A 19,130-nucleotide genomic window follows, 5' to 3' on the forward strand; every position below is an offset into this window, starting at 1 on the left:
GTTCCGTGACTCACCGCCGAGTGGGCGACGTCCCGATAAGTCCTGTTGACAACATCGTTCCGCACACGATGATGAGCCCGCAGCCGATCATCCACGGCGTGATGGCCTCGTGCAAAAACACCGCGCCATACAGCAGGGCAAACACCGGCGCCAGAAACGTCACCGCCAGGGCGCGGCTGGGGCCGGCGTGGGCAATCAGGCGAAAGTAGAGGATGTAGGCAATGCCCGTACAGAGGATGGCAATGGCCACGATGGCCGCCCAGGCGCGCGGCCCCGGCATGACCGCGGGCCAGAACCACAGCATGGGTACGAACAAACCCAGCGCTGCACCCAATTGGCTACCCGTGGCGGCGGCCAGCGGCGGCACTCCCACCAGGTTGCGCCGGGCAAAGCTGGCTGCGATGGCATAGCAGGTGGTGGCCCCCAGGCAGGCAGCGATAGCCCAGGGCGCGTCATCCGATTGGAGGCCCGCGCCCCCCGGTGCACGCCAGGCCAGCAGCGCCACGCCCACGAAGCCTATGCCCAAGCCCAGCCAGCGCAGGCGGTTGATGCGGTCGCCCAGCCACACCCAGGCTACGAGGGCGCCGAACAGGGGCACCGTGGCGTTAAGGATGGAAGCCAGACCTGTGGTGATGTGCAGTACAGCCCAGGAATACAGGGCGAATGGAATGGCTGAATTCACCACGCCCGACAGCAGCGCTGGCTTCCAGTGCTTGCGCAGCGCCGGCCACTGCCCTTGTTGCAGCAGGATGGGCCACAGGAACAGCGTGGCCAGCGCCACCCGCAGCCCGGCCGTGGGCAGCGGCCCGAACTCGGCGGCCCCCAGCCGCATGAACAAAAAAGATGCGCCCCACAGGGCTGCCAGCAGCACAAACTCGCCCAGCCAGGCCGGCACGGGTTGGGGCGCGGGGGCGTTCATGCGCCCACCTCGCCCTGTGCCTGTGCCCGCGCCGGGCGCAGCGCAGCGCCTTCCAGTTGCAGCAGCGCGCTTTTGCGCTCCAGGCCGCCGGCGTAGCCCGTCAGGGCGCCATCCTTGCCCAGCACGCGGTGGCAGGGCACGACCACGCTGATCGGGTTGTGCCCCACGGCGGCCCCCACGGCGCGCACGGCCGTCGGGCGGCCCAGTTGCTGGCCCAGCGCCCCATAGCTGGTGGTGTGGCCGCAACCAATGGACAGCAGCGCACGCCACACGTCCTGTTGGAACGGCGTGCCGCCCGCCAGGTCCAGCGGCAGCTCGAACCGGGTGCGCTCGCCGCGCAGGTATTGCTGCAGTTGCCCGACGGCGGCAACCAGCACCGGGTGCTGCGGGTCGTGCGGCCAGGCATGGGGCCCGTCGAGTTGCGCGGGCAAATGGCGCTGGCCGTCAAACCACAGGCCGGCCAGACCCCGTGGAGAAGCGGCCAGTCGCACGGTGCCCAGGTGGGTCGAGGTGCTTGTCTGTACGGTGGAAGGGTGGTATTGCATGGTCAGAGAATATTAGATGAAATTGGCTTTTAGCGCTTGATGGACAAGCGCAAGCAGCTATTTTTTTAATAGCTGATGCACAGCCGCTCCTTGGCCGGTGTCGGCCGTGCTGCCCGCCGCCCAGGCGCGCACCACGGCATAGCTGCGCCAGGGTTGCCAGGCCCGCGAGGCTTCGGTGGCCGCACGGGCAGGATGGGGCTGCGCCTGCACGCCCAGGGCCTTTTGCAAAGCCACGTCACCGGCCGGAAACGCATCTGGCCAGCGCAGCACGCGCATGGCGATGTACTGCGCCGTCCAGTCGCCAATGCCGGGCAGGGCGCACAGCGCCGCCGTGGTGGCGGTTACGTCCGCGCCCGCCTGCAGCGGCAACTGGCCCGCATCCACCGCTCGCGCCAGCGCCACGATGGCCGCCTGGCGCTGGCGCACGATGCCCAGCTGCCCCAGCGCTTCGCCCGGCACCTGCGCCAGCACGGCCGGTGCGGGAAACAGCCGCGTGAGTTCGGGCCAGGGCGTGGCGATGGGCTCGCCAAAGCGCTCCACCAGCCGCTGCCCCAGGGTGCGTGCGGCCGCCACGGTGATCTGCTGGCCCAGCACGGCACGCACGGCCAGCTCAAAGCCATCGAAAGCGCCGGGCACACGCAGGCCATCGCCCTCGGGAAAACTGGGGTGGAGCACGGCATTGATGGCCGCCGGGTCGGCGTCCAGATCCAGCATGGCGCGCACGCGGCGAATCACCTGCGGCAGCACGGGGTACAGGCTGTCGCTGGTCTGCACCAGCACCTGGTGGCGGGTGGGATCAAAGCGCGCGCTCAGCCAACCGGTGTGATCTTGCGGCCCGGCAGCCCCCGGGCTTTGCAGGCGCACCGTGCGGCGCAGGGCAGGGGTGGCGGCATCGCCCGCCCACTCCACGCCATGGAACTGGCGGCGGGCAAAAAAGGCCAGCAAGGCGGGCACGTCCAGCGGCGGCCGGTAAGCCAGCCGCAGCGTGGCCGCCTGAGCACCGGCGGGCGTTTCGCCCCCACGGCGCAGCTGGGTCGGGTTCAGGCCATAGTGCTGGGCAAAAGCGGCGTTGAAGCGGCGCACGCTGGCAAAACCGCTGACCAGGGCCACCTGCGTGACGGGCATGGGCGTGTCGGTCAGCAACTGCTTGGCGGTCAACAACCGCCGGGTCTGCAGGTATTGCAGCGGCGACACCCCCAGTGCCGCCTCGAAGATGCGGCGCAGGTGCCGGTCGCTCACGCCCAGACGAGCCGCCAGCCGGGCCACCGTGGCCGTGCGTTCGTCGCCGGTGCACCACGCATCGGGGGCGTCGAGCAGCCGCACGGCCTGCTGCACCAGAATGCCGCTGGCGTCCTGCACCGACCACACCAGTGCCTGCGGCGCCAGCTCGGGCCGGCAGCGCAGGCAGGGCCGAAAGCCCGCGCCCTCGGCCTGCGCGGCCAGCGTGAAGAACCGGCAGTTCTCGCGCCGGGGCGTGCGCACCGCACACACTGGGCGGCAATAGATGCCGGTGGAGGTGACGCCGGTGAAAAACCGCCCGTCAAAACGCGCATCCCGGGCCTGCAGGGCGCGGTAACAGCCGTCGTCGGATGAAAGGTCGTCCGGTGCAGCAGAAGGCGAGTTGCGCGGCGTCATGGCATGCATGATAGGCCGCCGGTGCCGCCGCACTGGCCGTTTTCGGACCTGTGCCTGTGCCCTGCGGTGGGGCTGGAGCGCCCCCTACAATGCAGCGGATATTTGCCCTTCTTCCCCGCGAAAGACCTTTCCGTGCAAACCACACCCGCTATTTTCAAGGCCTACGACATCCGCGGCATTGTGCCGTCCACCCTGAACGAAGCCGTGGCCCTGGGCCTGGGCCGGGCCTTTGGCACGGCAGCCCGCGCCGAAGGCCAGACCACCGTGGCGGTGGGGCGCGATGGCCGGCTGTCCGGCCCCGCCATCAGCAGCGCCCTGGTGCAGGGCCTGATTGAAGCGGGCATCGAGGTGATCGACGTGGGCCTGGTCACCACGCCCTTGCTGTATTTCGCGGCCAGCACGCTGTGCGCCAGCGGCATCCAGGTCACAGGCAGCCACAACCCGCGCGATTACAACGGCTTCAAGATGGTGCTGAACGGCCGTGCCATCTACGGCGACGAAATCCAGGCCCTGCGCCGCACCATGGAGGCCGAAAGCTGGCAGCTGCTGCCCGGCGGCAGCGTGCGCACGGTGGATGTGCTGCCCGCCTATGCGCAGCGCATCACCGGCGACGTCAAGCTGGCCCGCCCCATGAAAATCGTGGTCGATTGCGGCAACGGCATTGCCGGCGCATCGGCCCCGGCCATCTTCCGCGCGCTGGGCTGCGAGGTGATCGAGCTGTTTTCCGAGGTGGACGGCAACTTCCCCAACCACCATCCCGACCCCAGCAAACCCGAAAACCTGCGCGACCTGATTGCCGCCCTGCAGGCCAGCGACGCCGAGCTGGGCCTGGCCTTTGATGGCGACGGCGACCGCCTGGGCATCGTCACGCGCGATGGCACCAACATCTTCCCCGACCGCCAGATGATGCTGTTTGCGCAGGACGTGCTCAGCCGCGTGCCGGGCGCGCCCATCCTGTTCGACGTGAAATGCACCCAGCGCCTGGCGCCGGCCATTGCGGCGGCGGGCGGCCAGCCGGTGATGTACAAAACCGGCCACTCGCTCATCAAGGCGCGCATGAAAGAGCTTGATTCGCCCCTGGGCGGCGAGATGAGCGGCCACATCTTCTTCAAGGAGCGCTGGTTCGGCTTTGACGACGGCACCTACGCCGGCTGCCGCTTGCTCGAAATCCTGAGCCGCAGCGCCGACCCCGGCGCCGTGCTCAACGGCCTGCCCACCAGCTTCAGCACGCCTGAACTCAACGTCGCCTGTGCCGAGGGCGAGCCGCACCGCCTCACGGCCGAGCTGCAGGCCCTGGCGGCAGACACCTTTGCCGCCCCGGCGCAGATCAACACCATCGACGGCCTGCGCGTGGACTGGCCCGACGGCTTTGGCCTGATCCGCGCCAGCAACACCACGCCCGTGCTGGTGCTGCGCTTTGAAGGCCACACGCCCGAGGCGCTGGAGCGCATCGAGGCGGCCATGCTGGCCCTGTTGCACCGCGTGAAGCCCGACGCCCAGGTGGGCAGCGCAGCACACTGAGCGCCGCTTTTAGCTGCCCATGGCACATGCCGCACTCTGGCTGTATTCCGCCCTGACCTGGGCCGCCCAGCCGCTGCTGCTGCGCAAGCTGCGCCGCCGCGCGCTGGCCGAGCCTGGCTATGCCCACGCGGTGGGCGAGCGTTTTGGCCACTACGCGCGGCCCCTGGACAGCCTGATCCCCCCAAGCAGCACGGACCCGCTGGGCAGCTTTGTCTGGATACACGCCGTATCACTGGGCGAAACCCGGGCCGCCGCCATTTTGCTGGCCGCGTTGCGCCAGCAGCTGCCCGGCATGCGCCTGCTGCTCACCCACGGCACCGCCACGGGCCGGGCCGAGGGCGAAAAACTGCTGATACCGGGCGATGTGCAGGTGTGGCAGCCCTGGGATACACCGGGCGCGGTGCGCCGTTTTTTGCGCCAGTTTCGCCCCGCCATCGGCATCCTGATGGAAACCGAGGTCTGGCCCAATCTGGTGGCCGCTTGCCGGCAGCGCGGCATACCGCTGGTGCTGGCCAATGCCAGGTTCAATGAAAAATCACTGCGCAAATCCCAGCGCCTGGCCGCGCTGGCCCGCCCGGCCTATGGCGGCCTGACAGCCGTCTGGGCGCAGACCCAGGCCGATGCCGAGCGCCTGCGATCCATCGGCGCGCCGGTGCGGGGCGTGTTGGGCAACCTCAAGTTCGACGTGGTGCCCGATGCCGCGCAGCTGGCGCGCGGGCGCACATGGCGCGCAGGCAGCACCCGGCCGGTGGTGATGCTCGCCAGCAGCCGCGAAGGTGAAGAGGCGATGTGGCTGGCTGCCTTGAAGCCAAAAAGCCCTGTAGCGCTTGATGGAAAAGCGCAAGCAGCTATCAATAATGAAGCAATTTCAACGGATGGCCCCGTACAGTGGCTGGTGGTGCCGCGCCACCCCCAGCGTTTTGGCGAAGTGCAGCAACTGCTGCGCAGCGCCGGCCTGACCGTATCGAGCCGCAGCCAGTGGGCCGACGGCCCCGAGCCCGCCGATGTCTGGCTGGGCGACTCGCTGGGCGAGATGGTGCTGTATTACGGCCTGGCCGACGTGGCCTTGCTGGGCGGCAGCTTTGCCCCGCTGGGCGGGCAGAACCTGATCGAGGCCATTGCCTGTGGCTGCCCGGTGGTGCTGGGGCCACACACCTTCAATTTTGCCGAGGCGGCCGCGCTGGCGTGCGAGCAGGGCGTGGCCCACCGCGTGGCCGATATCGGGCAGGGGCTGAAACGGGCCTGCGATCTGGCAACCGACACGCCCAGGCTGGCCGCCGCCCGTGGCTTGACCCAGGCGTTCATGCAGCAGCACCGGGGCGCCGCGCGGCAGACTGCAGCCGCCATCGCGGCGCTGCTGGGCATGGCCGCTGCGCCCTGAACGGGCCCCGCAGGGGCGCAAATTTCAGGCCCGCGCCCGGGCCCCATTCCGGTTCCGCGCTGACAATGTCACCTCAGGTACTTGGCTTTTTTGCGATGGCCCCCGAGCTGTGCCACAGTCACACCCATCTGCTGGTTAATCATTGATGGGCGGTCCCGCGCCGCTGCAAGCCCATGGACAAACACTACCTCACGCCGCTTTTTGCGCCTGCCTCCATTGCTGTTCTGGCGGGCCAGGCCGATGAACCCGAAACGCTGACCGCGTATGCGCAAGCCCTGCATCCGGCCCTGCGGGCGCAGCGCTTTGCCGGCAGCCTGCAGTTTGTGGACACGCACACCAGCGGCACGCTGGCCGATCTGGCGCAGCGAAAGTCTGATCTGGCCATCATCGCGCTGCCGCCCGCCGAAGTGCCCGCCGCGCTGGAGGTGGCGGGGCGCATTGGCTGCCGTGCAGCACTCGTGCTGTCGAGCGGCATGGACGCCGACCAGGCAGCCCACCTCAAAAAAATAGCGCGCCGCGAGGGGCTGCATTTGCTGGGCCCCAACTCGCTGGGGTTTCAGCGCCCGCACCTGCAGCTCAATGCCAGTGCGGCCGGCCCGCTGGCCCGCGATGGCTCGCTGGCGCTGGTGTGCCAGTCGGGCGCGCTCACGGCGTCGATCCTGGACTGGGCGCGCAACAACGCCGTGGGTTTTTCTGCGGTGGTGTCGCTGGGGCCGAACACGGACGTGGACATTGCCCAGGTGCTCGATTTTCTGGCCCACGATGCGCGCACACAAAGCATCGTCGTCTATATGGAGGGCATCTCCAACGCGCGCCGCTTCATGAGTGCGCTGCGCTCGGCCGCCAACGCCAAGCCGGTTGTGGTGCTCAAGGCGGGGCGCAAGCCCGCAGGCAACGAGGCCGCCCAGACGCACAGCGGCACCATCGTGGGCAGCGACGACGTGTTCGACTCGGCCCTGCGCCGGGCGGGCGCGGTGCGCGTGCGCTCGTTTGTCGAATTGTTCTCGGCCGCCAAGTGCCTGGCGTCACGCTACCGGCCGGTGGGCAAGCGCCTGGCCATCGTCACCAACGGCGGCGGCCCCGGTGTGCTGGCGGCCGACTGGGTCAATGAAATTTTGCTCAACCTGGGCAAGCTGTCGCCCGATTCGGCGAGCGCGCTGGCGCCCCAATTGCCGCCCCTGGCGTCGCTGTCGGACCTGATCGACCTGTCGGAAGACGCGGGCCCCGAGCACTATCGCCTGGCCATCGAGGCGGCCAGCAAAGACCGGCAGGTGGATGGTGTTCTGGCCATCTTTTCACCCAAAGTCGGCGCGGACTCCTGTGCCGTGGCCACCGTGCTGGCCGAGGTGAAGCAGCGCATGGGCAAGCCGCTGCTGGCCTGCTGGATGGGGGACGCCTCGGTGGTGCCGGCGCGCGCCATTTTGCGCGACGCCGCCATCCCGAGCTTTCGCACGCCCGAGGCGGCCGTGGGCGCCTTTGGCAACATCGCTTCGTTCTACCAGAACCAGCAGCTGTTGCAGCAAACGCCACCGCCGCTGTCCACGCTGGCCAAGCCCGACATCGAAGGCGCGCGCCTGGTCATCGAAAGCGTGCTGGCCGAGCGGCGCAAGGTGCTCACCGAAATGGAGTCCAAAACGCTGCTGGCGGCGTTCCATATCCCGGTCACCAAGACCATCCTTGCGCGCAATGCGCACGAGGCCATGATGATCGCCACGCAGATGGGTTTTCCGGTGGCGCTCAAGATCGACTCGCCCGACATCAGCCACAAGTCCGACGTGGGCGGCGTGGTCCTCAACATCCACAGCGGCACCGCGGCCCGCGACGCCTACACCGATATGGTCCAGCGCGTGGCGCGCCTGCAACCGGATGCGCACATCAACGGGGTGACGGTGCAGAACATGGCGGGCGCCCGGCGCGGGCGCGAGATCTGCATCGGCCTTGTGACCGACGCCCCGTTCGGCCCGGTGATCACCTTCGGTGCGGGCGGCACCATGATCGAGCTCATCAACGACCGCGCCATGGAACTGCCCCCGCTCAACCAGTTTCTGGCACGCCAGCTGATCGAGCGCTCGCGCGTGGCCGAAACGCTGGGGGAGTGGCGTGGCGCCAGCGCGGTCAACCACGATGCGCTGGAACAGGTGCTGCTGCGCGTGTCGGAAATGGTGTGCGCCTTGCCCCAGCTGCGCGAGATGGACATCAACCCGCTCATCGTGGACGAGCACGGCGCCGTGGCGGTGGATGCGCGCATTGCCATCGACCACGCGGCCAACACCTCGGGCGGGCGGGCCGACAGCTTCAGCCACCTGGCCATCCTGCCGTATCCCGCACGCTACGAGCAGCTGTGGCCCATGCGCGGGGGCGGCGAATACCTGGTGCGCCCGATCCACCCCGACGACGCGCAGATGCTGCAGGGGCTGGTGCAGCACCTGTCGCCCGAAAGCCGGTATTTCCGCTTCATCTCATCCATGGTCGAACTGCCGGCCTCGATGCTGGCCCGCTTCACCCTGATCGACTATGACCGCGAAATGGCGCTGGTGGCCGTGTTCCGCGAGCGCACCGTGGGTGCCGACGGCGAGGTGACGGAAACCGAGCGCATCGTGGGCGTGTCGCGCTATGTCACCAACCCCGACCAGTCGAGCTGCGAGTTTGCGCTGGTGGTGGCCGACGATTTCAACGGCAAGGGCCTGGGCTCGCGCCTGATGCTCAGCATCATGGACGCGGCCCGCGACAAAGGCCTGGCCGAGATGGAAGGCCTGGTGCTGGCCAATAACCCCAACATGCTCAAGCTGATGCGCAGCCTGGGCTTTGTGATCAAGCCTTATCCGGAAGACGCAGATTTCAGGCTGGTCACGCAAACGCTGTAGTTCAGTTTCCAAATCATTCGTGTCCAGGCGCAAAGCCGCAGGCAGTGCTGTGCAGCACGACAAGGCGAAGCAACAACGACATGGGTGATTGAGAAATGGAATAACTCGGTTGTCTTGAGGAAATCAGCCGCTCGCGCTTATGCAGCAAGCGTTGACTGCTATCAAATGTGCGGACTCGCGCACATCCCACAAAAAAGGCGCGCGGGTCAGGCTGCATGGATGGCGTCGCGGTTACGGTGGATGTTGGCCAGTACGCACGGGTTGTGCACGGCACCCTGCTCAACCAGATCCCCCCCTCGGCCCAGCAGAGCTGCCAGAGTGCACCGCCGAGGCCAGGATGCGCACCAGGTCGGTCTGGGTGATGATGCCCACGAGGTGATCCACGTCATCCACGATAGGAATGTGATGGTGCCCGCCCTGTGAAAAGAGCGGCACCAGGTCCATCGCATGCTGCGCCGAACGCGCCACTTGAACGGGGTGGGACATGATCTCGCCCACTGCCTGGGGTTGCCCGCCGCGCCGCCCCATGACCAGGGTGCGCAATCGCTGCCCCAGCCCTTCGTGGGTGTCCAGATTGGCCAGCCGCATGAAGTCGGCCATCGTCACGATTCCGATGACCTGGCGCTGGGCATCCACCACCGGCAGCGCCTTGATTTGCTGCAGCCGCATCAATGCCCAAGCCTCCTTGAGCGACACTCCGGCCTCCACAGCGTAAGGCGGGCTGGACATGATGTCCACGCAGCGCAACTCTCCCAGGGTCCGCTGGAATGCCGCGCGGCCCGCCAGGTGCAGCAGCCCCTCCAGATCCGCCCGGCTCACGTCGAGCACCTGGTTGTAGTGGGCCAGCGCCGCATCCACGTCCGATGCAGTGAAAGCGCCCTGGCTGGTTGCCACCCGCGACGCGACGCGCTGAGGGTGTGGGTAGCGTCGGCCCGTCAGACCGTTGTAGACCACTGCGGCGATCAACAATAGCACCACGTTGAACAATACCGGGAAGGCCGCGAGGTGCCACCCATCGCCTGAGGTCAGCACTACGTACAACGCCATGGCCCCACCCGGAGGATGCAGGCAACGCAGCGGCACCATCAACGCAATGGCCAGGCCCACGGCAATGGCACCCGCCAAGGCCTTGTCCGAAATCACCGCAGAACAGACAGCGCCCACCAGCGCCGACAGGGTGCTGCCACCCAACACGGGCCAGGGCTGGGCCAGCGGGCTGGAGGGCATGCCGAACACCAGCACGGCACTGGCCCCCAACGACGCCACCATCCACGGGCCGGTGCCAGTGCCCTCGGCCCACCATCGACTGAGCCATGCCGTGAGCAGCACACCAATCACTGTGCCAACCGCAAAGCGCAGGTGCTCTTTGCCATCGATGCCCAGTGGGGCGGGCCAGAAATGCCGGAGCCATTCGGCCAGGCGCGCAGCCAATGGTGGGCGGGACGACGAAGGGGAAAATTCGGAGGGTGAAGAGGGCATAATGAAAAACGCGGATGCAGCCGCAAACTACATCAATATTCGCACCATGTCTCGGTGGGATACGCCGGGCGCCTGCCCTGGAGTAATTGGGGTCAGATTCCAATTTCCCGGATTCCGATCCCCACCATACCAACGCTCTTACTGCTGCCGTAGCAACCCATTCACCGCCCCCACATCCTCATCCGTCAACACCCCCGCCGCCTGGCGCAGTTTCAGGCTGCCCAGCAGCACGTTGTAGCGCGCCTGCGCCAGGTCGCGCTTGGTCTGGTAGAGCTGGCTTTGGGCGTTGAGCACGTCGATGTTGATGCGCACACCCACCTGGTAGCCGAGCTTGTTGGCGTCGAGCGCGCTCTGGCTGGAGGCTTCGGCGGCCTCCAGGGCGCGCACCTGGCCCTGGCCGGACTGCACGCCAAAGAAAGCCGACCGCGTGGTCTGTGCGACGTTGCGACGCGTGGTTTCCAGGTCGGCCTGGGCTTTTTCTTCGAGAGCCAGCGTTTCCTTGATGCGGTTTTGCACGGCAAAGCCGGCAAACAGCGGCAGGTTGAATGCCACGCCCACGCTGGCGTTGTTGGTGCGGCTGTTCATGCCGGGCGCGGTGACGGTGCCGCTAGGGTTGCGCGCAATGTTGTAGCCGGCCTGCAGGTCCACCGTGGGCAAGTGGCCGGTGTTGGCCTTCTGGGTTTCCAGGCGCGCAATGTCGAGCGCGATTTGGGCCTGCCGCACGCCGGGCTGCTGGTCTTGCGCCGTTTGCACCCAGGCGGCCACGTCGTCGGGCTGCACGGCGGGCAACTGCACCGGCTGGGCCAGCGGCAGGGGCTGGGTGCCGGTGATGCCCACCAGCTGGTCGAGCGCCAGCTTTTTCACGCGCAGGTCGTTCTCGGCGGCAATTTCCTGGGCGATGACCAGGTCGTAGCGGGCCTGGGCCTCGCGCTGGTCGGTGACGGTGGAGGTGCCCACCTCGAAGTTGCGCTTGGCAAAGGCCAGTTGCTCGGAGACCGCCGTTTTTTGCGCCTGCACAAAGCTCAGTGTGTCCTGGGCTACCAGCACGTCAAAGTAAGCCTGGCTGACGCGCACCAGCAGGTCTTGCGTGGCGGCGTCCAGCTGGGCGCGGGCCACGTCGATGCCGCGCTGGCCTTGCTGATAATTGATGCGGTTGGCCGGGCGGTACAGCGGTTGCGAGGCGCTGACGCCCACGCTTTGCGTGCTGCCGTTGAAGTCCACCGGGGGCGGGTGACTTCGGTGTTGGATCGGGACACGCCGGCTGTCAGCCCGGCACTGGGCAGCAGCCCTGCGCGGGCCTGCTCGGCGCGGCTGGAGGCCGCATCCAGCTGGAGCCTGGCCGCCTGCCAGACCGTGTCGTAGCTGCGCGCTGCTTCCACCAGTTGCGACAGGCTTTGGGCCTGCGCCGGCGCGCAGAGGGCGGCAGTGAGTGCCAGGGTCAGGGGAAGCAGCCGAAGCGGGGTCATGGTGGTCCTTCAGGTCGTTCAGCGCGCAAGGGGGGGAGGAACACGGCGGTCGGCTTCGGTTCAGTACCGTGGCACGCGGGGATCGTGTTCGCGGGACCAGGCATCGATGCCGCCCGTGATGTTGGCCAGCGTTCCAAAACCTTGCTGCGCAAGGAAAGCCGCCACGCGCAGGCTGCGGGCGCCGTGGTGGCACAGGCAGGCCAGGGGGCGCGACGGGTCCAGTTCGCTCAGCCGGCCGGGCAGCTCACCCATGGGAATCGCCACCAGTTCAAACCCGTCTGCCCGCACGCTGGCGGTCTGTAGCTCCCAGGGCTCGCGCACGTCCAGAACCAGGGGCTGGCCTTCGGCCGATGCATCCGCAAACCAGGCGGACAGCTGTGCGGGGCGGACGTGGTCGATCATGCAGAACTCCGTGGTGCCAAATCAGAAGGAAAAGCCCGAGGGTTCGGCAAAACCGACCAGGCGCGGCGCCATGGTGTCCCAGGGCTGGGTGGTTTCAAAACGGTCACCGGTGCGGCGCACCAGGGTAAAGCGCATGACGGGGTCCTGGCCCACGATGGCGCCCAGGCGACCGCCTTCGCGCAATTGCGCCAGCAGGTTTTGCGGAATGCTGGCCACGGAGCCGCTGAGCACGATCACGTCGAACGGGCCTTCCGGCACGGCATCGCGGGAGCCGTCGGACACACGCACATGGGCGTTGGTGATGCCGGCACGCTGCAGGTTGTCGCGCGCCATGTCGGCCAGTGCGGGCACGATTTCGAGCGAGACCACGCTTTGTGCGCGGTGGGCCAGCAGCGCCGCCATGTAGCCCGAGCCCGCGCCGATTTCAAGCACGCGGTCGGTTGGCACGATCTTCAGGTCTTGCAGCATGCGGGCCTCCACGCGGGGCTGCAGCATGCTGTGGCCCAGGCGCACAGCCTCTTCGGCATCGCTGCCCAGCAGGGGGACCTCGATGTCCATGAACGCCATGCTGCGGCAGGCTGGTGGCACGAAGTCTTCGCGGCGCACGGCAGCCAGCAGGTCCAGCACGTCGGCGTCCAGCACATTCCAGGGGCGGATCTGCTGCTCAATCATGTTGAAGCGGGCCTGTTCAATAGGGTCGCTGATGTTGGCAGACGTGTTCAGAGGCATGTTCATGGAATCTCTCCGGGGAAGGCGGGTCAGGACAAACCCTTGATTTTAGGCTGCACGGGGGCAGGCTGGCCGCGGCCCATGCGGGCAAGTGCCCAGCGGGCCAGATCGTCCATGTAGCAATACACCACAGGAACCACCACCAGCGTCAAAAGCGAAGACGTGATGACGCCGCCGATCACCGCCTGGCCCATGGGCGCCCGCTGCTCCGAGCCCTCGGACAGTGCAAAGGCCAGCGGCACCATGCCGAAGATCATGGCCAGCGTGGTCATGACGATGGGGCGTAGCCGCACGCGGGCCGCCAGCAGCAGGGCCTCGGCGCGGGGCAGGCCGGGCACGGTGTGGCCGGCCTCGTCGATGTGTTCTTCACGGGCGCGGATGGCAAAGTCCACCAGCAAGATGGCATTCTTGGTGACCAGGCCCATCAGCATCACCACGCCGATGATGGAAAACATCGACAGCGTGGAGCGGAACATCAGGAGCGCCAGCACCACGCCGATCAGCGTGAGCGGCAACGAGGTCATCAGCGCCAGCGGCTGCAAGAAGCTCTTGAATTGGCTGGCCAGGATCATGTAGATAAACACGATGGCCAGCACCAGCGCCGAGATGGCGTAGCCAAACGACTCGGCCATGTTCTTGGTGGAGCCACCAAACTGGTAGCGGTAGCCGGGTGGAAAGGCCACGCTGTCGAGCGCCTTCTTGATGTCGTTCGATACCTCGCCCGCCGAACGGTCGGCCACGTTGGCCGTGACGGCCACCTCCCGCGTGAGGTCGCGGCGGTTGATCTGGTTGGCGCCGGTGGATTCGGTCACGCGGGCCACCTGGTTCAGGCGCACGATGCGGGTGCTGCCATCGGCTGCCGCCAAGGCAAAGGGCAGGCGTTCCAGGTCCTCTGGAGTGGTGCGGGCTTCTGGGGCCAGGCGCACATTGACGTCATAGGTCTGGTCATCGGGCGCGCGCCAGTTGCCCACCGTGGTGCCGGCCACCAGCGTGCGCAGCGAGGCGGCCAGCTGCGCGACCGACACCCCCAGGTCCGACGCCGCATCGCGCTGCACATCAAGCGCGATCACGGGCTTGTCGGGCTTGGCGCTGGTGTCGAGGTCCACCAGGCCCGGAATGCCGTGGATTTTTTCGGAAACCGTTTTGGTCAGGCGCTCCAGCTCCTGCAGATCAGGCCCCTGCAGCGAAAACTCCACCTGTTTTTGGCCACCCACCGGGTCGAGCAGGCCAACGTGGGTGACGGTGATGCCCGGCACCTGTTTGAGGCGCTCGCGCAGCACGCCCGACATGGCGTCCACGCTGCGGCTGCGGTCCTTGCGGTCCACCAGGCGCACATAGATGCTGGCGTACATCTTGCCCTGCGCGTTGCCGGTGTTGATGGTCGACAGCGTGTAGCGCACCTCGGGAAACTCGCGCAGGATGCCTTCCACCTGGCCCGCCTTGGCCTCGGTGGCTTCCAGCGACGAACCCACAGGCGTGTAGAAGTTGACGGTGGTTTCAGAAAAATCCGCCTTGGGCACGAACTCGGTGCCCAGCAGCGGCACCATGAACACGCTCAGCACAAATATGGCCAGCGCAATGCCCAGGGTGGCCAGCTTGTGCACCAGCGACCAGCGCAGGATGCCCTGGTAGGCCTCGGCTAGGGCATCGGTGGCGCGGTCAAACCAGCCGGTGACACGGCCGATCGTCTTGTCGTAGAAGGTGACAGGCGCCGTCTTTTGGCCGTGCGCATGGATGCTGGGGTCGTGCCAGATGCTCGACAGCATGGGGTCGAGCGTGAAGCTGACAAACATCGAGATCATCACCGCCGCCACGATGGTGACCCCGAACTCGTGAAAAAACTTGCCGATGATGCCGCCCATGAAACCAATGGGCATGAACACCGCCACGATCGACAGCGTGGTGGCCAGCACGGCCAGGCCGATCTCCTGCGTGCCGTCCATCGCCGCCTGATAGGCGCTTTTGCCCATCTGCACATGGCGCACGATGTTCTCGCGCACCACGATGGCATCGTCGATCAGCAGGCCCACACACAAGGAGAGCGCCATCAGCGTGATCATGTTGATGGTGAAGCCAAACATGTTCATGAACAAAAACGTGCCGATCAGCGCAATGGGCAGCGTCAGCCCCGTGATGACGGTGGAGCGCCACGAGTTCAGAAACAGAAAAACAATCAGCACCGTGAGCAAAGCGCCTTCGATCAGGGTCTGGCGCACGTTGTTCACGGCCACGCGAATGGGGCGGGCACTGTCGCCAATGGTTTCCAGGCGCACGCCGGGCGGCAACTGGTTGCGCAGCTCGACGACTGCGGCGTTGAGCCCATCCACCACCTCGATGGTGTTTTCGCCCTGCGATTTCTGCACCGACAGCAGCAGCGTGCGTTCGCCGTTGTACAGCGCCAGGCTCTCGACCTCTTGCGCGCCATCTTGCACGCGGGCCAGTTGCTCCACCCGCACGGGCGCGCCCGCGCTGGCCTGGCCTGCGGTTCCGGTGCCCTTGCGCGCCACGATGATGCGGCCAAAGTCTTCGGGCCGCTGCATGCGCGCATCGATCTGCACCACGCGGTCCTGCGCCAGCGAGCGGATGGCGCCCACCGGCAAATCCTGGTTCTCGTTGCGCACGGCAGCGACCACCTGGTCGGGGGTCACGCCAAACGCTTCGAGCGCCTGCGGGTTCAGGTAGATGTTGATCTCGCGCTTGGTGGCGCCCACCAGGTTGACGGCGCCCACGCCGCGCACGTTTTCCAGGCGTTTTTTAAGAATCTGCTCGGCCCAGGTGGTCAGCTCCACGGCGCTTCGTATAGATGTACCGGCCTTGTCGTCGGGCAGCACGGCCAGCGACCACACAGCACGGCTGGCCGGGTCAAAGCGCAGCACGCGCGGCTCTTTCACCTCGGTGCGCAGAGTGGGGCGAACAATCGCCACCTTCTCGCGCACATCCTCGGCCGCCTTGCGTCCGTCAATGTGCAGCTGAAACTCGATGATGACGACGGCGGTGCCCTCGTAGCTGCGCGAGGTGAGGGCGTTGATGCCGGCAATGGAGTTGACGCCTTCCTCGATCTTCTTGGTGACTTCGCTTTCAACGATTTCCGGCGAGGCGCCGGGATAGTCCACCGTGACCACCACCACCGGAAAATCGATGTCGGGAAACTGGTCCACCTTCAGGCGCTGGTACGAAAACAACCCCAGCACCACGATGGCGAGCATCACCATGGTGGCGAACACTGGGTTCTTCAGGCTGACCTGGGTGAACCACATGGCGGGCTAGGGCGCAGTGCGCGATGCTGCAGGGGTTGCGGCTGCGGCAGGCATGGCTGGCACGCTGTTCTGGATGCGTACCGGCGTGCCCTCGCGCAGCGAACCCATGCGCCCGGTCACCACTGCCGTGCCTTCAGGCACGCCCTCTATGGCCACCAGCGTGTCGCTTGCCACCACGGCACGGGCGCCGGTTTTCACCGGCAAATACACCACACGGCCGTTCTGCACCGCCTGCATATAGGGCGCTGGCTTGTCGGTGCGCACGGCATCCAGCGGCAAGGCCAACACATCGGCGTGGCCGGTGTCGAGCGTGCCCTGCACAAACAGGCCCTGGCGCAGCACCGATGTCGCTGCGCCTTGCTCGATGACAAGGTACACCGGCACGGTGCGGCTGCCGGCCTGGGCACTGGGGTTGATGCGGGCCACCGTGGCCTCGATGGGGGCGGCCACACCCTCGATCTGCAGGCGGGCCTTCTGGCCCACACGCACGGCCAACGAATCGGCCGGGCTCAGCAATGCTTCAAGCTCCAGCCGGGACAGGTCCACCACCTCGACGATGCGGGCGTCAAGGGCTACGCGCTCACCGGGCTGCACGAACCGCTGCGACACCTGGCCCGCCAGCGGGCTGCGCAGCACGGTGTCGTCCAGCGACTTGCGCGCCACATCGGCAGCGGCCAGCGCCGCCTGGTAAGTCGATTGCGCGGCCTCCAGGCTGGCCTGCGAGGTGGCCAGTGCCGTAGCAGAAATGAATCCCTGGTCCACCAGCGCGCGGTTGTTGGTGAACTGGCGCTGGCTGATGTCCACCTGGGCCTTTGCCGCATCGGCCTGCTGCTGGGCCTGGCGCAGGCGGGCACGCGCCTCGGTGCTGTCGATGCGGGCGATTTCTTGCCCGGCGCGCACGCTGTCGCCCTCGCGCAGGGTCAGGCCCTGCAGTTCGCCGGCGGCACGGGCCTTGACCATGGCCGATTCGACAGCGCGCAGCGCGCCAGACACTGGCACCCCCAGCGCAATGCGCTGCCGCTGCACCGTGACCATTTCACCGGGCGCCAGGTCCAGGGTGGCTTCTTTGCGTTGCGCGCTGGACTCGGCCAGTGCCTTTTGCTGCGCCTGCCGCGCGGCCAGCGCGCGCCAGACGCCGCCGCCCACCAGCACGACAGCGATGCAGATGGTCACCCAGAGAATCCAGCGTTTCATGGTGTCAGGCCGGTGGTGTGGCAGGGGAGGGCACCGCCCCATGCAGGCCGTGCAGGATGTTGTCTGCTTGCATGGCCAGGTATTTTTCGGGGTCCAGGGCGAGGGCGTCCGGCACGCAGGCGCCCATGGAGTGTTTCCACAGCATCAGAAACATCAACGGGGCGAGCACCAGATACACCGCATAGTCCATGTCGAGGGGGCGAATCTCCTTGCGGTCCACGCCCCGCTGCAGGATGCGGCGAATCAGCGCCTGGCCAGGGCGCATCACTTCGCGCTGGTAGAACTGGGTAATCTCGGGGAAGTGGTGCGCTTCGCTCAGCATGAGCTTGGTGATGCCCGAAGCCTTGGTGTTGCCAATGCGCTCCAACCACACTTTGTAGCAAGTGCGCAGCAAGTCGTCCGTGCTGCCCTCAAAAGCGTCCAGCTCCAGCGTCCATTCGGCAAACCGGCCCGCGATGTTTTCGCGCACCACGGCCTTGAACAGCTCTTCCTTGCTGGAAAAATACAGAAACAGCGTGCCTTTGGACACCCCCGCACGCGCCGCCACCTCATCCACCCGGGTGGCTGCAAAGCCCTTCTCGACAAACAACTCCAACGCGGCTTCGATGAGTTCGCCGGGGCGCGCCTCCTTGCGCCGTTCGCGCTTGGCCGCAGTGGTGGGAGGAGGAGAGGTTGGTACTTGCATTTTTAATGACTGACTGGTTAGTAATGTAGCGAGCGCCTTCAGCGTCGTCAATTCATAATGCAGCGCTGCACATCCACCTTGGCAAGGAAACGTCCATGACACAGCAAACCATCACCCTGGGAGGCGGCTGCTTCTGGTGCACCGAAGCGGTTTTTGACCGCGTGCGCGGCATCACCGATGTGGAAAGCGGCTACTGCAACGGCCATGTGCTGCGCCCAACCTATGAGCAGGTGTGCGGCGGCGACACGGGCCACGCCGAAGTGGTGCGGCTGACCTTCGATGCCGATGAAATCAGCCTGCAGGAGATTCTGGAAATCTTCTTCCACACCCACGACCCCACCACCCTCAACCGCCAGGGCAACGACGTGGGCGCGCAATACCGCAGCGGCATCTATTTTGAGAACCCCGAGCACGGCGACATTGCCAACGACATGATTCGCCAGATGTCACAAGACAAGCTGTTTGGCGCGCCCATCACCACCGAAGTGCAGCCCCTGGCCAACTACAGCGCGGCCGAGGCCTACCACCAGGACTATTTTGCGAACAATCCCAACGCCGGGTATTGCGCGTTTGTGGTGGGGCCGAAGGTGGAGAAATTTCGCAAGACGTTTGCGTGGTATCTGAAGCGCGATTGAGAGAATCCGGTGTATTTTGAACCGTTCGCACTTCCTTGCGCTTCCTACCTGATTGACAGCGATAAAGTGAAGTCATCTGGTGTGACCGACCTGAGATTCTGATACACGATCAACTCGTAAACTTTCTTCTCGCTGGTGAACTCGATGCGATCCCTATTGTCGGCGACGTCATTGATCGTAAACGCCACATTCCCGCTTTTGGATTGAACGGCAAGACGCACCGATTGGCCCTTGCCGGTGCCAAATCGAAAGCACTGCTGATCTTCTGGCTGCACCGCGCCTTGAATTTTTGCCGAGGTAGCGCCCGGGTTGAATCTGATCGTCCGACATTCCGATGCTCTGGCCAGATGACCGCAGCCAAGAAGGAAAAACAAGATTGTGACTGCGGCCGAGAGGCGCATGTCATACCTGAGTTGAT

At 66.3% G+C, this 19,130-nt stretch carries 14 protein-coding genes and 1 pseudogene; 4 read left to right on the forward strand and 11 right to left on the reverse strand.

Translation table 11 applies throughout. The features are described from left to right. Positions 1-10: 10 nt before the first annotated feature. From J8G26_RS15650 to J8G26_RS15660, 3 genes are read right to left on the reverse strand one after another with little or no spacing between them, the layout of a single operon-like run. Positions 11-919, reverse strand: a complete 909-nt coding sequence (locus J8G26_RS15650; RefSeq protein ID WP_087745891.1) for a DMT family transporter — start codon at positions 917-919, stop codon at positions 11-13. Beyond that, a complete protein-coding gene (locus tag J8G26_RS15655; RefSeq protein WP_087745889.1) occupies positions 916-1,464 on the reverse strand; it encodes a methylated-DNA--[protein]-cysteine S-methyltransferase in 549 nt (182 codons plus the stop codon). The genes J8G26_RS15650 and J8G26_RS15655 overlap by 4 nt, the downstream gene beginning before the upstream one ends. A 57-nt stretch (positions 1,465-1,521) precedes the next feature. After that, on the reverse strand, positions 1,522-3,108 hold the full coding sequence (locus J8G26_RS15660; protein WP_210570038.1) for a DNA-3-methyladenine glycosylase 2 family protein: 1,587 nt from the start codon (positions 3,106-3,108) through the stop codon (positions 1,522-1,524). Between the two features lie 123 nt (positions 3,109-3,231). Here J8G26_RS15660 and J8G26_RS15665 point away from each other — a divergent pair, with 123 nt between their 5' ends. The 3 genes from J8G26_RS15665 (at position 3,232) to J8G26_RS15675 (ending at position 8,865) form a co-directional block, all read left to right on the forward strand. Then, the gene (locus tag J8G26_RS15665) at positions 3,232-4,620 is read left to right on the forward strand and encodes a phosphomannomutase/phosphoglucomutase (protein ID WP_087745885.1); all 1,389 of its coding nucleotides are present in this window, start codon (positions 3,232-3,234) and stop codon (positions 4,618-4,620) included. 19 nt (positions 4,621-4,639) lie between these two features. Then, entirely contained in the window at positions 4,640-6,001 is a 1,362-nt protein-coding gene (locus J8G26_RS15670; RefSeq protein WP_210570039.1) for a 3-deoxy-D-manno-octulosonic acid transferase, read from the forward strand. A 173-nt stretch (positions 6,002-6,174) separates the two neighbouring features. Then, positions 6,175-8,865: a bifunctional acetate--CoA ligase family protein/GNAT family N-acetyltransferase gene (locus J8G26_RS15675; protein WP_087745881.1), complete on the forward strand. Its 2,691-nt coding sequence runs from the start codon at positions 6,175-6,177 to the stop codon at positions 8,863-8,865. A 279-nt stretch (positions 8,866-9,144) separates the two neighbouring features. On the opposite strand, the gene J8G26_RS15680 is transcribed toward J8G26_RS15675, so the two are convergent. From J8G26_RS15680 to J8G26_RS15710, 7 genes and pseudogenes are all read right to left on the reverse strand, one after another. After that, positions 9,145-10,344: an HPP family protein gene (locus J8G26_RS15680; protein WP_210570044.1), complete on the reverse strand. Its 1,200-nt coding sequence runs from the start codon at positions 10,342-10,344 to the stop codon at positions 9,145-9,147. Positions 10,345-10,482: 138 nt separating this feature from the next. Continuing rightward, positions 10,483-11,810 (reverse strand): annotated as a pseudogene (locus tag J8G26_RS15685) (TolC family outer membrane protein). 60 nt (positions 11,811-11,870) lie between these two features. Further along, entirely contained in the window at positions 11,871-12,212 is a 342-nt protein-coding gene (locus J8G26_RS15690; RefSeq protein WP_087745875.1) for a rhodanese-like domain-containing protein, read from the reverse strand. 21 nt (positions 12,213-12,233) lie between these two features. After that, positions 12,234-12,947, reverse strand: coding sequence for a protein-L-isoaspartate O-methyltransferase (locus J8G26_RS15695; RefSeq protein WP_210570046.1), 714 nt, complete (start codon positions 12,945-12,947; stop codon positions 12,234-12,236). Positions 12,948-12,970: 23 nt separating this feature from the next. Next, positions 12,971-16,198, reverse strand: a complete 3,228-nt coding sequence (locus tag J8G26_RS15700) for an efflux RND transporter permease subunit (RefSeq protein ID WP_210570048.1) — start codon at positions 16,196-16,198, stop codon at positions 12,971-12,973. A gap of 6 nt (positions 16,199-16,204) precedes the next feature. Further along, complete coding sequence (locus J8G26_RS15705) at positions 16,205-17,392, reverse strand: efflux RND transporter periplasmic adaptor subunit (RefSeq protein ID WP_210570050.1); 1,188 nt, start codon at positions 17,390-17,392, stop codon at positions 16,205-16,207. A gap of 4 nt (positions 17,393-17,396) precedes the next feature. Beyond that, entirely contained in the window at positions 17,397-18,077 is a 681-nt protein-coding gene (locus J8G26_RS15710; RefSeq protein WP_210570053.1) for a TetR/AcrR family transcriptional regulator, read from the reverse strand. A 95-nt stretch (positions 18,078-18,172) separates the two neighbouring features. On the opposite strand from J8G26_RS15710, the gene msrA reads away from it, so the two are divergent. Continuing rightward, entirely contained in the window at positions 18,173-18,712 is a 540-nt protein-coding gene (msrA, locus tag J8G26_RS15715) for a peptide-methionine (S)-S-oxide reductase MsrA (protein ID WP_210570054.1), read from the forward strand. 44 nt (positions 18,713-18,756) lie between these two features. Here the strand turns inward: msrA and J8G26_RS15720 are convergent, their stop codons facing one another. After that, a complete protein-coding gene (locus J8G26_RS15720) occupies positions 18,757-19,113 on the reverse strand; it encodes a hypothetical protein (protein WP_210570056.1) in 357 nt (118 codons plus the stop codon). Positions 19,114-19,130 lie beyond the last annotated feature (17 nt).

The sequence above is a fragment of the Acidovorax sp. JG5 genome, assembly GCF_017939685.1.
Lineage (GTDB): Bacteria > Pseudomonadota > Gammaproteobacteria > Burkholderiales > Burkholderiaceae_C > Acidovorax.